Raw genomic sequence first — 15,081 nt, 5'->3', positions numbered from 1 at the left:
ACTCGGGCGCTTAAGATAACCGCTTATGCGCATGACTGTGATTGGCACCGGATACCTGGGTGCGACGCACGCCGCTTGCATGGCCGAACTCGGCCACGAGGTTCTAGGCGTGGACGTGGACCAAGCAAAGATTGACTCCCTGGCAGCGGGCAAGGTTCCCTTCTACGAGCCGGGCCTGCCGGAGGTACTCGAGCGCAACTTAGGCGGCGGGACGCTCAGCTTTAGCACGGATTACGCCGCGGCCGCCGAATTCGCCAACGTCCACTTTTTGGGTGTGGGCACCCCGCAGCGCCACGGTTCCTACGCGGCGGACATGACCTATGTCCGCGCGGTCATTGAAAAGCTGGTCCCGTTGCTCCACGGCCAGCACCTCATCCTGGGCAAGTCCACCGTGCCGGTGGGCACGGCGGCGGAACTGCAGCAGGTGGCTAACGAGCTGGCCCCGGAAGGCACCGAGGTGGAAATCGCGTGGAACCCGGAGTTCCTGCGCGAGGGCTACGCAGTCAAAGACACCATCACCCCGGACCGCATTGTCATCGGCTGTCGGGAGGGGGAGTCCCGTGCGGAGGAGGTGGCCCGCCAGATTTACGCCGAGCCGCTGCGCCAGGACACTCCCTTCATCGTGACGGACCTGCAGACCGCCGAGCTGGTTAAGGTCTCGGCGAACGCGTTTTTGGCCACCAAGATCTCGTTCATCAACGCTGTGTCGGAGATCTGTGAGATCGCGGGCGCTGACGTCGTGGCTCTGGCGGATGCCATCGGGCTGGACGAGCGCATCGGCCGCAAGTTCTTGGGCGCCGGGCTGGGCTTCGGTGGCGGCTGCCTGCCGAAGGATATCCGCGCGTTCATGGCGCGGGCGGGCGAGCTCGGCGCGGACCAGGCTCTGACCTTCCTGCGCGAGGTCGACGCCATCAACATGCGCCGCCGTGACCGCGTGGTGGATCTGGCCAAGGAGTCTTTTGCCGGCTCCCTGCTGGGCCACCGCGTGACGGTGCTGGGCTGCTCCTTCAAGCCGAACTCGGACGATGTACGCGACTCGCCGGCCCTATCCGTGGCCGGCTCGCTGTCTCTGGCGGGCGCGGCGGTGACCGTGTACGACCCGGAGGGCATGGACAACGCCCGGAAGGTCTTCCCGACGTTGGACTACGCCCCCGACGTGGACACGGCTCTGAGCGGTACCGAGCTGGTCATCCTGGCCACGGAGTGGAAGCAGTTCCGCGAGCTCGACCCGGTAGCCGCCGGCAAGTTGGTCGCCCGCCAGCACATCATCGACGGGCGCAACGTGCTTAATGTGCGTGAATGGCAGGCGGCCGGTTGGGATCTCGTGGCCCTGGGTCGGAGTGTGTAAACGCCGCAATCAGCGTCGTGACCGGCACGGCGCTGACCAGGGAGAGCGCGCCCACCCCGGAACGCAGTAGCTCGGTGGCGATGACGTCGCTGCTCAAGACCTGGCCGGCGGAGGCATCGGCCGCGGAGATGAGCAGCAACAGCGGCAGCGCGGCACCCGTATACGACAGCACGATGGTGTAGACCATGGACGCGATGTGGTCGCGCCCGACCTTCATGGCGGAGATAAACAGCCGCCGCCGCGGCATCTCAGGATCGATAGCGGCCAGCTCGTGGACGGTGGAGGCCTGCCCGATGGAGACGTCGTTGAGCCCGCCGAGTGCGCCGACAATGAACCCGGCCAGCAGCACGCCGACCACGGACAGCTGCGGTAGATAGAGCAGCAGTTTGAGGTTGTCCTCGGAGGACAAGCCCTGCAGGTGGGACGTCCGGATGGCGATTATGGCCACCACCGTGGCCACGGCCAGGGCGACCAGGCTGCCGGCCAGCGCCGAGGCGGATTTGAAGTTCCAGCCGTGGACCAGGGGGATGGCCACGACCAGGATGGCCGCGCACGCGACGATCGTGACGGGGACAATAGACTGGCCGGCGGTGATGGCCGGCAGGAGGAAGAAAAAGACGATGGCCAGGCTAAAAGCCAGGCCGATGAGCGAGCGCAGGCCGTGCCACGCGGCGAAGATGAGGATGGCGGCGACGACGACCAGGCCCCAGGCCCACAGGGCGGAGCTGCGCTCGTAGTCGGCGAAGGCGTAGTGGGCCTGCCCGTCGGCGGGATTTTCCGACAGGGTCATGGTGATGTGGTCACCAACCTCAAGTACCGGCTCGCCGGCCACGCCGTAGTGCACCAGCTGGGTCATCTTCCCTGCATCCGGCCCGTCTTCCAGGTCCACCAGGGCGCGGCGGCAGGAATCATCGTGGGCCCCGGCGGCCTCCGCGGCGGTGGTGCGCGGCGGGGTATCAAAGGCCGTGCCGGTGACCGGGGAAGCGCAGGCGTTGGAATCAACCTGGGTGACGGTGCCGGTCACCCGCGGCTGGTTCAGCGAGTACGCGCGGTCGAAGTCCTCGCTGGTGTCCGGGCCGGAGCTCGGCCAGAGCCAGACGAACCCCACGGCGGTGGCGGCTACTACCAGCCCCAGCACGCCCACGAGGAGGCGTTGCCACAGGTTTAGATTGGCCGGCTTTACTGAGTGTCGTGCCATAGCCATTAATAGTAAATGTTTTCAATTCTGTGCGCGCACAAAGCAGCGCCGGCAGCGAAGAAAACCACTTCGGGGCTGGGCCTGGCATGCTTACCGCGGCTACCGCGGACGGGCGCGCGTCCAGCGGTTACTGGCGGTAGCTGGCCAGGAAGTTGCCTAGGCGCTCGATGGCGCTGTCCAGCTGGGACGCCCATGGCAGGGTGACCACGCGGAAGTGGTCTGGGTCCGGCCAGTTGAAGCCGGTGCCCTGCACCATGAGGATTTTCTCCGAGCGCAGGATGTCCAGCATCAGTTTGGAGTCGTCGTGGATCTCGTAGACGTTCGGGTCCAGTCGCGGGAAAGCATAAAGGGCACCCATCGGTTTCACGCAGCTGACGCCGGGGATTTCATTGAGCTTTTCGTAGGCGATGTTGCGCTGCTTGAGCAGGCGGCCGCCCGTACCGGTCAGCTCGTAGATGGACTGGCGCCCGCCGAGCGCGACCTGGATGGCGTGCTGGGCCGGGACGTTGGGGCACAGGCGGGTGCCGGCGAGCAGCTCTAGGCCTTCGATGAAGCCGGAGGCGTGGTTCTTCGGGCCGGTGAGCACCATCCAGCCGGCGCGGTAGCCGGCCACGCGGTAGGCCTTGGACAGGCCGTTGTAGGTAATGCACAGCAGATCCGGGGCCAGGGAGGCGATGGAGGTGTGCTTCGCGCCGTCATAGAGGATGCGATCGTAGATTTCGTCGGCCAGGATGAGCAGGTTGTGCTCGCGGGCGATGTCCACGATCTGTTGCAGCGTCTGCCGGGAGTAGACCGCGCCCGTCGGGTTGTTCGGGTTGATGACTACGATGGCCTTGGTCTTCTCCGTCACCTTGGACTTGATGTCCTCGATGGACGGGTTCCAGTCGTCCTCCTCGTCGCACAGGTAGTGCACCGGGGTGCCGCCGGCCAGGGAGGTGGCCGCCGTCCACAGCGGGTAGTCCGGGGCCGGGATGAGGACCTCGTCGCCGTCGTTGAGCAGCGCCTGGGTGGTCATGGAAATCAGCTCAGAGACACCGTTGCCCAGGTAGACATCCCCGAGGTCGAAGTGCGGAAAGTCCTCCAGCTCGTAGCGGGTGACGATGGCGCGGCGGGCGGGGATGATGCCCTTGGAGGTGGAATAGCCCTGGGAGGTGGGCAGCGCGGCGATCATGTCGCGCATGATGACGTCCGGTGCGTCGAAGCCGAAGACCGCCGGGTTACCCGTGTTGAGCTTCAAAATGTTGTGGCCGTCGAGCTCCATGCGCTCTGCCTCGGCCGAGACCTCCCCACGGATGTCGTAGGCGACACCCTTGAGTTTGTCGGATTGGTCAAAAATTCGGCGGTTCGGCGTGGTAGTCATGCCGCAATTGTGCCATTTTTTCACCCGCGGTGACGAAATTTGGGCCGGAAAGTGTCCTAATCGCCGTGCTTCTTGGTGTCCTTAGGCTGGCTCCAGTTGTCCACGCGGCGCTTGGCGAAGTCGAGAGCCTGGCCGGTCAGTTCGCCCGCGGTCTGCTTGTTATGGGCCCACATCAGGGCGCGCTGCTCGGCCTGGGTGGCCAGGATTTCCTTGCGCTTTTGGCGCTCGACCTGGCGCGGGCTGGGGGCGTGCCAGGAGCTGGGGCCTACCTTGAGCACATACAGCGCGATCCACAGCACAGGGATGAGCAGGAAGGCGGCGACGGAGGCAGACATCAGCCCCACCGCGGCGCCGACCCCGGCCGCGCCGAAGGCACCGATGAATGCGGAGGTCCCGCCGATGGTCAGCAGCAGGCTGCCGATGAGCCCGGTGGCCAGCTTGGGTTTGCGGCCGGCCTCCCAGGCCCGTTCGACGTCGGCGCGGGAGTAGATCTTCGGCTCGGCGATGGGCTGGTCCGGGATGTCGGTGAATAAGGGGACGATGTCGCGGCGGGTGCGTGCGCCCATGACGGAATCGGAGCGTTCCTCGAATTCGTCCACGCTAAGGCGGCCCTCGCCGACGGCCTTGGCCAAAGCGGTCAGGGCGTCGTTGCGTTCGGCATCAGACAGGCGCAGGGAATCGTCGTAGCTCATACCCAAAAGTCTATCCGTTCTTGCCGCCGCAGTCGCCATCCTGTGCGTCACCATCCGCCGCGGTACCCTCTCCAGCTGCGTCGGAACCAACCGCCTCGGACCCCTGCCCGTTGTGGCTAGCCTCGTGGCGTTTGAGGTTCTCGTGCTCGGCGTTGTCGCGGTCGCGCAGTTCGGCCAGGGAGGTCGGCTCGGAATCATGCGCCGGGGCCTGTTCCACGACGCGTGCACGGTAGGTGGAGCGCTTGCCGGTGACCGGGTCCTTTTCCTGGCACAGACTGGCCAGGATGGGGAAAATGAGCACGGTCAGCGCGCCGCCGGCGATAAAGAGCGAGGATTGCTCGTTGTCCATGATCCCAGAGCTGACCGCGATGGAGGTCACCGCCACGATAATGGGCAGGCCCGTGGCCGCGTAGAAGGCGACCTGGAGGCGCTCGCGGACAGTCTCGATCTCGGAGCCGGTGTGGTGGAGGTTCTCGCGCAAGAAGACCGGCAGGCCGCGGGTAACGAGGATGAGCAGCGGGATGCTCACTACGAGCAGCGGCCGGCTGGTGATGACGTTCCAGTCGATCGACATGCCGGCGACCACGAAGAAGACGGGGATGAGCATGGAATAACACAGCACGTCCAGGCGGTGTTCGAGGCGCTGGTGGAACTCGTTCGGGATGATCTGGTGGAAAATCATGCCTGCGGCGAACGCTCCCAGCACGATGTCGAGCTCGAAGACCGCGGCCACCGCCATCAGCACGGCGAGCACAAGCATGATGAGCCGCAGGATGGTCTGGTTCGTCGAACCGGCGCCCTGTAGAAAGGCGTTGCGCACCAGCGGCATGGCCTTGGCGACCACGCCCGGCACCATTGCCAGGGCCACCGCGATGGCGAAAAAGCCCAGCAGGATAAGCCCGGTCTGCCAGGTAGAACGCGTGGACAGCAGCAGCGCCATCGCCAGGATGGGGCCGACCTCGCCGATGGCGCCGTGGATCATGACCGAACGCCCTACCTGGGTGCCCATCATGCCGTTCTGCTTGAGCATAGGCGTGATGGTGCCCAGCGCCGTTGAGGTCACCGCGATGGCGATGACGATAGCCAGCGGCAGGTTATCGAAACGGAAGATCGCCCACGCGCCCAGCAGGCTCGCCGCCAGGCACATCGCCCACGTGGAGGCCGCCGTGCGGGCCTCTTTCGACTTCAGCGACGTGATGTTGATTTCGAAGCCGGCCAGTAAGAACAGCGCACCGACGCCAATCTCGCTGAGCATCTCAATGCCCGGGTCCTTGTGCGCCAGATCCAGCACCGATGGGCCGATAATCATGCCGAAAATCAGCAGCAGCGGCACCGCCGGCAGCCGCCGCCCAGTCATGAAGGAAACCAGGGGCGCGGCCAGCGCAGCGGCCATAATCCACGCGAAGGAGACCAGCGAATTCGTAATTCCTTCGTCACTCGCCGCCAGAATCAGGGCGGCGCCGGAGTCGCTATTAAACACCTGCTATACCTTAGCCGGAACAGGCCTTTTTCCCAGAACTCAGGCAGCGTCACGCAGCTCACTCACGATGCCGCAGCCGACGCCCGCCTTAGTCGTCCTGGTAGGAGTCTGCCTCAGCGTCCGGTTCGGTATCCGATGCCGAACCAGCAGCCGGGGCCGAAGGAGCAGCGGGCGCTGCGGGTGCGCTAGGAGCACTGGGCGCCTTGGGTGCGCTCGGCACTGCCGGCGCGGAAGGCGCGGCAGGTGCCTGGGGCGCAGCGGGTGCAGTAGGAGCCTTCGGCGCAGCCGGGGCAGAGGGCACCGCCGGTGCTTCAGGCGCTGCTGGTGCCTTGGGAGCCGAAGGCGTGGGGCTTGCTGGAGCGGCAGGTGCGCTCGGCACACTTGGTGCAGCGGGAGCGCTAGGAGCAGCCGGCGCGGAAGGATTGCTTGGCGCGGCCGGTGCAGCCGGAGCACTGGGAGCAGCGGCCGGCGCGGTTGGAGCGCTCGGGGCAGTGGGGACACTGGGTGCTGCGGGCGCGCTAGGTGCTGCCGGGGCCTTGGGAGCAGGTGCCGCTGGGGCTGCCGGCCGTGCTGGCGTGACGGTTTCGGTGTTCGCTGTTTCTGCTGTGTCGGTGGTGTTCTCGGTGGGCTGGGCGGTCTTGCGGGTCAGGCGGAGGGGCTCGCCGAGGAAGGCCTTGGGGCGGGCCGGTGGCAGGGTTCCATCGGCATCGGTAGCGATGGAGCTGCGTAGCATCTGGGCGACGTCGGTGACGGGGGTCTTGCCCTCGTTGAGGGTCTTCACACCGCCGGTGAGCATGACGTTGCAGAAGGGGCAGCCGGTGGCGATTTCCTCGGCGCCGGTGGACAGTGCTTGCTCGGTGCGGAACTCGTTGACGCGGGTGCCGAGCTTTTCTTCCATGAACATGCGGGCGCCGCCGGCGCCGCAGCAGAAGGCGGAGTCGCGGTTGGCGTCCATCTCGTTGACCCTGACACCGGTGGCCTCCAGCAGCTCCCGGGGCGGGTCGTAGACCTTGTTGTGGCGGCCCAGGAAGCACGGGTCGTGGTAGGTGATGGGCTTGCGGTTTTCCGCGGTGCGGGGCACCGGTTTGAGTAGCCCGTCGCGCACCAGGCGGTTGAGTAGCTGCGTGTGGTGGAAGACGTCGAAGTGGCCGTCGAAGTCCGGGTACTCGTTGCGCAGTGTGTTGAAGCAGTGCGGGCAGGTGGTGATGATCTTGCGCTGACCGGCGGGCACGCCGTCGAAGGTCTCGTTGAGGGTGGCGACGTTTTCCTGGGCCAGCATCTGGAACAGGAACTCGTTGCCGGCGCGGCGGGCGGGATCACCCGTGCAGGTCTCCCCGGTGGCGAGCACGCCGAATTTCACGCCGGCGGTGTGCAGCAGATCGACGACGGCGCGGGTGGTGACCTTGGCGGCGTCGTCGTAGGCGCCGGCGCAGCCGACCCAGAACAGGTATTCCAGGTCCGCGAAATCGCTCTCGTCCTCACCGATTATGGGAACCTCAATGCCGTCGGCGCGGGCCTGGTCCACCCAGGTGCGGCGCTCAGAATTGTTGCGGCCCCAGGGGTTTCCTTTGGTCTCCAGGTTCTTGAACAGGCCGGTAAGCTCCGAGGGGAAGTCGGACTCGGCCAGCACCTTGAAGCGGCGCAGATCCGCGACGTGGTCGAGGTGCTCAATGTCGACCGGGCACTGGTCGACGCAGGCGCCGCAGTTGGTGCACGACCACAGGACATCGTCATCGATGACCCCGGCCATGGACAGCACGTCCACGCCCGCGTGCGGGTTGTAGTTATCCACCGCGGCAGAACCGAGGTCCATGACCAGTTTCTTCGGCGACAGCGGCTTGTCGGTATTCCAGGCCGGGCACAGATCCTGGCAGCGCCCGCACTCGGTGCAGGTGCCGGTGTCCAGCAGCAGCTTCCAGCTGCCCGGGGTGAGGTCTTCTTCCAGATCCGGGGTCGGTAGCTTGCCCAGGGCCTTATCACCATCCGGGTTGCGCTGGAAGAAGATGTTGAAAAACGCCAGGAAGCGGTGCCACATCACGCCCCAGGTGAATTGGCGGGAGATGAACACGATAAACGCCAGGCCGGTCAGCAGCTTGAACAGCGCGAAGGCCTGGATAAGGCCGGTGGAGGCCGGCAGTAGCTGCGACAGCGGGAGGCTGACAAAGTCGGTGGCGCAGCTCCCGCCGCCGTAGGTGGCGAGCTTGGAGGCCTTGACCAGCAGCATGCCGAGTCCCTCGGAAAAGACGATGGCTTCGACCAGGTAGGCGCTGGTGGTCTGCGAATTATAAAAGCGGCTGCCGCGCTCAGTATGGCCGAGCTTTAAGCGGACGGCGACGAGGAAGCCGATGCCCAGGACGGTGCCGAGCGCCAAAACCTCTTCGAGGAAGTGGTAGACCGGCCAGTCGCTCAGCAGCGGCCAGCCGCCGGCCGGGTTGAAGGCCTGGATATAGGCCTCAAACCAGACCAGGATGCCGAAGAGGAAGCCGAGCATGACCAGCCAGTGCGCGGCGTTGACTAGCGGGCGCCCCTTGAAGTGGGTGTGCCCGAGGACCTCCACCAGCACGCGCCCCAGGCGGCGCAGCGGCTGGTCGAAGCGATTGAGCTGGGTGGGCCCGCCGGAGCGGATGAAGGTAAACATGCCCCAGGCGCGGTAGCCGAAGTAGGCCCAGACGGGCAACGAGATCAGAACGGCAATCCAGCCGGCTAGCATGGGCGGGCTCCTTCATTGGCTGCGGATAAGTCAGGGGGAAGTACCTTACCTAGCCTAAAGGGTAGGGCGTGGAATCAAGATTTCATATTCATCCGCCAGTAGGCGCCGCGCTGCGCGAGCAGCTCGGAGTGGCTGCCCTGCTCGACGATGCGCCCGTTGTCCATCACGATGATGACGTCCGCGTCCCGGATGGTAGAAAGCCGGTGCGCCAGATAAAGGGCACGTCGCCGCGGGATACGCCCTCGTCAATGATGCTGGCGTTCAGCGAGGGCAGATAGAGCGTCGCCGCAGTCGAGGCCGACTGCAGCACGAGCACCGCTATAACGAAGCCAACGTAGGGCTTCGAGCGGCTCATAATAATTCGGATAAGTTCCACGCAGGCAATAGCAACCTAAGGCTGGGACACCCGCCTAGAGCTGCGCACAGTAGTTGGCGTGGGATCCGGAAAGGCTTGGTGCCTAGAAGCACAGCGGCGCCAGGCCGGCGCGGCTGATGACGGCGTCCCAGTCGGTGGGGGCTGCGGGTTCCGCGGTTGCCGCGGCGGGGTGGAAGCAGCCCTCCCAGGTAGTAGTGGCGAGGCCGCGGGCGTGCAGCTCCAGGAGCAGCAGATCGGGGTCAGCGTGGTTGCTGAGCGCATGCAGCTCGCGGTGGGTGATGTCGCCGTCGGAGCCGACGCGGACGTTGCCGATCAGCCGCAGGTGCGGCGTGCCGTCGGTGGGCGGGCCTGGGGCGGCGAAGTGACGCAGGAAGCCGAAGGGGGCGGGGCGGGAGGAGATGAGGTCGACACACATGCCGGCCCCGATGAGTCGCTCCGTGGCGGAAAGTGCGGCGGGGCCGTCGCCGATGACAGCGACGCGCGAGCCGAGGGCGCTAGGCATGATGACCTCCTTAGTGCAATTCGTCTAGACCGTACTGTCTGTAAATATAGTCCGAGCGGTACAGTATGGGGACAATTATATTCTGCCCGTTCCCCAAGTACAACGCCCCCGCGGGTGCGCGGAGCTGGAACTTCGGCTGCGCGAATCGGCCGCATTACCTAGAGTAAGGTGCACTGACCCCAAAGGAGCGCACTTAAAATAATGACAACAAACGTGAACCTGCTGGGTGGTGGTAAGAATTATCGCGACGCCAGCCAGAGTCCGGAAGGAACCCGGGACACCGCGCCGCTGTCGCCCGCGGTAGCCGCCGCCAACCAGGAACTGGTGGACCGCTGGGCGGACAAGCTGTACAACGCCAGCGCGGAGGACATCATGGACTTCACCGTGACCCACGCGCCGGGCCGCGTGGCGGTGACCATGTCTATGGAAAACACCGTGCTCGCCGAGCTGGCCCACTGCGCCGGGCTCGACGGGGATCTGCTCTTCATCGACACCGGCTTCCACTTCCCAGAGACCCTGGAGACCGCCGACGCCGTCGAAAAGCGCTACCCGGGCCTGCCGCTGCGCCGCATTCGGCCCCTGCTGACCCCGGAGGAGCAGGACGAAGTCTACGGCCCGCGCATGTACTCCTGGGACGTAGCCTCCTACAACCGCATGCGCAAGGTGGAGCCGCTGAACATGGCCATGGATGACTACGTGGGCTGGATTACCGGCCTGCGGCGAGCGGACTCCGAGCACCGCGCGGAAGCCCCGGCGCTCAGCCTGGACCGCACGGGCCGGCTCAAGATTTCGCCAATGATTACCTGGGACCTAGATGACACGGACGCCTACATCCGCGACCACGACCTCATCATCCACCCCCTTACGCTGCAGGGGTACCGCTCCATCGGGTGCGCGCCCCTGACCTTCCCCGTGGCAGAGGGCGACGACGCCCGCTCGGGACGAGTATTCGCTGACGGCAAGACAGAATGCGGGTTACACGAATAATGACTGCACTTTCCCCTCATCTGAAAGATCTAGAAAACGAATCCCTCCACATCCTGCGCGAGGTAGCTGGCCAGTTCGACAAGGTCGGGCTGCTCTTTTCCGGCGGCAAGGACTCCGTGGTGGTCTTCGAGCTGGCGCGCCGGGCCTTCGCCCCGGCCACCGTGCCCTTCGAGCTGCTCCACGTGGACACCGGGCACAACTTCCCGGAGGTCATTGAGTTCCGCGATCGCCTAGTCGAGGAATCCGGCGCTCGCCTGCACGTGGCCAAGGTCCAGGACTGGATCGACCGCGGCGACCTGCAGGAGCGCCCCGACGGCACCCGCAACCCGCTGCAGTCTGTCCCGCTGGTTGAGACCATCGCCGAGCGCGGCTACGACGCCGTGCTGGGCGGGGCGCGCCGCGACGAGGAGCGCGCCCGCGCTAAGGAACGCATCTTCTCCGTGCGCGACTCCTTCGGTGGTTGGGACCCGCGCCGCCAGCGCCCGGAGCTGTGGAACCTCTACAACGGCGCCAAGATGGCCGGGGAGAACATCCGCGTTTTCCCGATCTCCAACTGGACCGAGTCCGACATCTGGGAATACATCGGCGCCCGCGGCCTCAAGCTGCCCGATATCTACTACTCCCACCAGCGCGAGCTGTTCAACCGCAACGGCATGTGGCTGGCCCCCGGCGAGTGGGGCGGGCCGACCGAGGGCGAGGAGCTGGTGACCAAGACCGTGCGCTACCGCACCGTCGGCGACATGTCCTGCACCGGCGCCGTCGAGTCCACCGCCTCCACCCCGGATGAGGTGCTGGCCGAGATTTCCATTTCCACCCTGTCCGAGCGGGGCGCCACCCGCGCAGACGACAAGTTATCCGAGTCTGCCATGGAAGATCGCAAGAAGGAGGGCTATTTCTGATGCCTACCACCCAAAGCCCATCCCCGGTCCAGGGAGTGGATCAGCTCAAAGAGCGCGAGACGCTGCGCCTGTGCACCGCCGGTTCCGTAGACGACGGCAAGTCCACCTTCGTCGGCCGCCTGCTGCACGACACCAAATCCGTGCTGGCCGATCAGATGGAATCCATGGAGCGCAGCAGCGCCAACCGCGGCTTTGACGGCATGGACCTGTCCCTGCTGGTTGACGGCCTGCGCGCCGAGCGCGAGCAGGGCATCACCATCGACGTGGCCTACCGCTACTTCGCCACGGACAAGCGCACCTTCATCCTGGCGGACACCCCGGGGCACGTGCAGTACACCCGCAACACCGTCACCGGCATGTCGACCTCCCAGGTCGTGGTGCTGCTTATCGATGCCCGCCACGGCGTGGTCGAACAAACCCGCCGCCACGCCAACGTCGCGGCCCTGCTGGGCGTGCGCCACGTCATCCTGGCCGTCAACAAGATTGACTTGGTGGACTACGACGAGGCGACCTTCCGCGCCATCGAGGCAGAATTCGGCACCCTGGCCGAACGCTTGGGCCTGACCGACACCCAGGTCGTGCCGATTTCGGCACTCAAGGGCGACAACGTGGTGGATCCCTCCACCCAGATGGAGTGGTACTCCGGCCCGACCGTCCTGCAGGCGCTCGAGGACGTGCCGGTTACCGGCGGCCGCGCCGAGGACTTGGACTTCCGCTTCCCCATCCAGTACGTCATCCGCGATCACGCCAGCGACTACCGCGGCTACGCCGGTCGCGTGCAGGCGGGCTCCATCGCCGTCGGCGACACGGTGACCCTGCCGGAGGGTCGCACCAGTACGGTTACCCACATCGACACCACCGATGGGGAAGTAGAGGCCACCAGCGCCGGCGAATCCGTTGTGCTGCGCCTGGCCGACGACGTGGACCTGGCCCGCGGCGACCTCATCTCCGGTGCGGACCGGCCGGAAGCCACCCGCGAGTTCGCTGCCACCGTCGTCGCGCTGACCGACAAAGACTTAAAGCCCGGCCCGATGGTGCACCTACGCTACGGGACCGCCGTGGTCAAGGCCCGTATCACGCAGGTCGAGCGCATTCTGGACCTGGACGGCGTGGCCGACCAGGAAGACCCGGAGGCGGTCACCCTCAACGAGATCGCGCACGTCGTGCTCCAGACCCCGGTCGAGCTTCCAGTTGAGGACTACGCCGCCCGCGGCGCGGTGGGCAACTTCCTGCTGGTCGACACAAGCACGGGCAACACCCTGGCCGCCGGCTTCGTGGGGCGGCGGCTGCGATAGCGCGCTGCGTTGGGACGGTATTTCGCCGTCGTAGTGAACCCGCAGGTGATAAGAAGCCGAGGGCTTTTGCCCGCCAGGACTGAGGTCGGAGCGTCATTGTTGCGGCGAGCCGCGTGTTAAACCCCGGCCGCCGTGCTAAGTCCGCTGGCGTCCAAGTAAGATCTAAAACATGAGATGCATTGCTGATAAACCGCTGTTTGTGGCTGCCGTCGACGCTGAAGCGGCGCACGTTCCTGACGACGCCGCACTGCTGATTACCGGCATTGGGACGCTGCCGGCCGCCATCTCCCTGACCGAGGTACTGACCGAGGCCCGCCTGCGCGACGAGATGCCCTCCCGGGTGGTCAATATCGGCACCGCCGGCGCCCTGCACGACGGCCTGGCCGGCGTTTTCGAGGTGGACGCGGTGACCAAGCATGATTTCAAGCTGGAGGTCCTGTCCGACCTCGGCAAGTACCTGCTGCCCGAGCGAATCGAGCTGCCCATCTCCGGGCGCCTGCCGGTGCGCGCCCTGGCCACCGGCGACCTTTTCGTCTCCGACACCCAGACCCGCAACCGCCTGGCCCAGGAATCCGCCCTGTGTGACATGGAAGGCTACTCCGTGGCCGCGGTCTGCCAGCGCTTCGACGTTCCCTGCACCCTGCTCAAACAGGTCTCCGACCCGGCCGACGAGTCTTCCGTGGGCACCTGGGCCGGGGTGCTGGACCGCGGCGCCCGCCAGCTGATGTCAGCAGTCACCGACCTGGGCCTGCTTCCGCGCTAACCTAGACGCTTAGAACACAACAATGCCCGGACCGGTTGTCACCGGCCCGGGCTAAAGCGTGCGCGCAGCTTGGTTAGCGCTGCGGGCTCATGGAGTGGAAGAGCTCAGCGACCTTTTGGCGCGGGGTGGGCTCCTGGCTTTCGGAGTCCTTGTCCTTCTGCTTCTCGCCGGTGGAGATGTCCAGCTCATCCGGGTCGATCTCGCCGGAGCGCAGGCCGGTCATCTCGGCGTAGTAGCGCAGCATGACTGTGACGGTGGCGGCCACCGGCACGGCCAGGAAGGCACCGATGATGCCCGACAGGGTCGAACCGATGGTCACGGACAGTAGGACCACGGCGGCGTGCAGGCCCATGGCCTTGGACTGCAGCAGCGGCTGTAGGAGGTTGCCCTCCACCTGCTGGACAATGACGATGAGGGCGAGCGCCAGCACGGCACTGGTTAAGCCATTGGAGACCAGCGCGATGACGACGGCCAGGGCGCCGGCGGTGACCGCACCGATGATCGGGATGAAGCTGGCGAAGAAGGTCACCACGGCGATGACGAAGGCCAGCGGCACCTGCAGGGCCCACAGACCCAGACCGATGAGTGCGGCGTCCACGAAGGCGACGGCGGCCTGGGCCTGGATGAACCCGGCCAGGGTGGACCAGATGCGCGAACCTAGCTCCGTGATGTGCCAGCCGGCTGCCGAGCCGGTGTACTTGCGCAGCCACGGCAGGAACTTGTCGCCGTCCTTGATGATGAAGAACGTCACGAAGAGCATGATGACGAAGGCCACCAGGATGGAGCTGGCCGCGGACACGCCGGTCATCACGCCGGTAGCGATGTTGCTGGCCTGCCCCTTGAGGAAGTTCACGGCGTCGTCCATGACGGACTCGAGCTGCCCGCTATCGACGTTGACGGGGGATTCTTCCACCAAGCGGCCCAGCTCATTGATACCGCTTTCGGCCTGGCTGACCAGCGTGGCGCCCTGGTTGGAGACCACCGGGGCCATGGCGGAGAAGATGCCGACGAAGATGAGTAAGAACGCCAGCAGAGTGGTCACCGCGGCGAGGGCACGCGGGAATTTGTGATGGCGCAGCCAGGCCGTGATGGGAAAGAGCACGGTGCTGACCAAAATGGCCAGGATGACCGGCAGGAGCCCGACCCAGATAAACCGCAGGAGGTAGCCGATGACGGCCACGCCCGCGATGACAGCGATGAGCTGCAGGGAGGTGCGCGCGGCGGACTTCAGATCCGCGCTCAGTACCTGGGCCTTCTTGTCTGGGTCGCCGGGCGTATCCCGCGCGGTTTCCCGGCCCAGGCCGTGGTCGTCCTGGCTGACCAGGGTGGTGGTCTGGTCCTTCCTCGCGTCTTGTTGAGCGGTTTCCTTGGCCGGTTGGGCGTCCGCCTGGCCGGAGGCGGACGCCTGCCCGCTGCTTATATCGTCATGCTGGCTATCCATAGCAACCAACTATGCCATACAAGCGGCGGC

At 65.8% G+C, this 15,081-nt stretch carries 12 protein-coding genes and 1 pseudogene; 5 read left to right on the top strand and 8 right to left on the bottom strand.

Annotated features, from left to right (window positions below; genetic code table 11):
* Positions 1–31: 31 nt before the first annotated feature.
* Positions 32–1,348: a UDP-glucose dehydrogenase family protein gene (locus QQS52_RS03735; RefSeq protein ID WP_472772704.1), complete on the top strand. Its 1,317-nt coding sequence runs from the start codon at positions 32–34 to the stop codon at positions 1,346–1,348.
* Here the strand turns inward: QQS52_RS03735 and QQS52_RS03730 are convergent.
* The 7 genes and pseudogenes from QQS52_RS03730 to QQS52_RS03700 form a co-directional block, all read right to left on the bottom strand.
* On the bottom strand, positions 1,287–2,546 hold the full coding sequence (locus QQS52_RS03730) for a YibE/F family protein (RefSeq protein WP_472772633.1): 1,260 nt from the start codon (positions 2,544–2,546) through the stop codon (positions 1,287–1,289). The two genes, QQS52_RS03735 and QQS52_RS03730, sit on opposite strands and share 62 nt — an antisense overlap.
* A gap of 127 nt (positions 2,547–2,673) precedes the next feature.
* Entirely contained in the window at positions 2,674–3,906 is a 1,233-nt protein-coding gene (locus QQS52_RS03725) for a pyridoxal phosphate-dependent aminotransferase (RefSeq protein ID WP_472772632.1), read from the bottom strand.
* 56 nt (positions 3,907–3,962) lie between these two features.
* Positions 3,963–4,598: a DUF1707 SHOCT-like domain-containing protein gene (locus QQS52_RS03720; RefSeq protein ID WP_472772631.1), complete on the bottom strand. Its 636-nt coding sequence runs from the start codon at positions 4,596–4,598 to the stop codon at positions 3,963–3,965.
* Between the two features lie 10 nt (positions 4,599–4,608).
* The gene (locus QQS52_RS03715; protein WP_472772630.1) at positions 4,609–6,078 is read right to left on the bottom strand and encodes a cation:proton antiporter; all 1,470 of its coding nucleotides are present in this window, start codon (positions 6,076–6,078) and stop codon (positions 4,609–4,611) included.
* Between the two features lie 88 nt (positions 6,079–6,166).
* On the bottom strand, positions 6,167–8,788 hold the full coding sequence (locus QQS52_RS03710) for a (Fe-S)-binding protein (protein ID WP_472772629.1): 2,622 nt from the start codon (positions 8,786–8,788) through the stop codon (positions 6,167–6,169).
* A gap of 199 nt (positions 8,789–8,987) precedes the next feature.
* A pseudogene (locus QQS52_RS03705) lies at positions 8,988–9,164 on the bottom strand (ABC transporter ATP-binding protein); the annotation flags it as partial.
* 82 nt (positions 9,165–9,246) lie between these two features.
* Complete coding sequence (locus QQS52_RS03700) at positions 9,247–9,666, bottom strand: methylenetetrahydrofolate--tRNA-(uracil-5-)-methyltransferase (protein ID WP_472772628.1); 420 nt, start codon at positions 9,664–9,666, stop codon at positions 9,247–9,249.
* Positions 9,667–9,867: 201 nt separating this feature from the next.
* Between QQS52_RS03700 and QQS52_RS03695 the strand changes: the two genes are divergently transcribed.
* From QQS52_RS03695 to QQS52_RS03680, 4 genes are all read left to right on the top strand, one after another.
* Positions 9,868–10,653: a phosphoadenylyl-sulfate reductase gene (locus QQS52_RS03695; RefSeq protein ID WP_472772627.1), complete on the top strand. Its 786-nt coding sequence runs from the start codon at positions 9,868–9,870 to the stop codon at positions 10,651–10,653.
* Positions 10,653–11,552, top strand: a complete 900-nt coding sequence (gene cysD / locus QQS52_RS03690) for a sulfate adenylyltransferase subunit CysD (RefSeq protein ID WP_070768415.1) — start codon at positions 10,653–10,655, stop codon at positions 11,550–11,552. The genes QQS52_RS03695 and cysD overlap by 1 nt, the downstream gene beginning before the upstream one ends.
* Entirely contained in the window at positions 11,552–12,847 is a 1,296-nt protein-coding gene (locus tag QQS52_RS03685) for a sulfate adenylyltransferase subunit 1 (protein WP_472772626.1), read from the top strand. The genes cysD and QQS52_RS03685 overlap by 1 nt, the downstream gene beginning before the upstream one ends.
* Before the next feature lie 169 nt (positions 12,848–13,016).
* A complete protein-coding gene (locus QQS52_RS03680; RefSeq protein ID WP_472772625.1) occupies positions 13,017–13,610 on the top strand; it encodes a nucleosidase in 594 nt (197 codons plus the stop codon).
* Between the two features lie 73 nt (positions 13,611–13,683).
* Here the strand turns inward: QQS52_RS03680 and QQS52_RS03675 are convergent, their stop codons facing one another.
* A complete protein-coding gene (locus QQS52_RS03675; protein ID WP_472772624.1) occupies positions 13,684–15,051 on the bottom strand; it encodes an AI-2E family transporter in 1,368 nt (455 codons plus the stop codon).
* Positions 15,052–15,081 lie beyond the last annotated feature (30 nt).

The sequence above is a fragment of the Corynebacterium sp. 1103A genome (genome assembly GCF_055700955.1).
The sequence above is the reverse complement of the archived record's forward strand: the minus strand, read 5'-3'. Positions and strand labels throughout refer to the sequence as shown.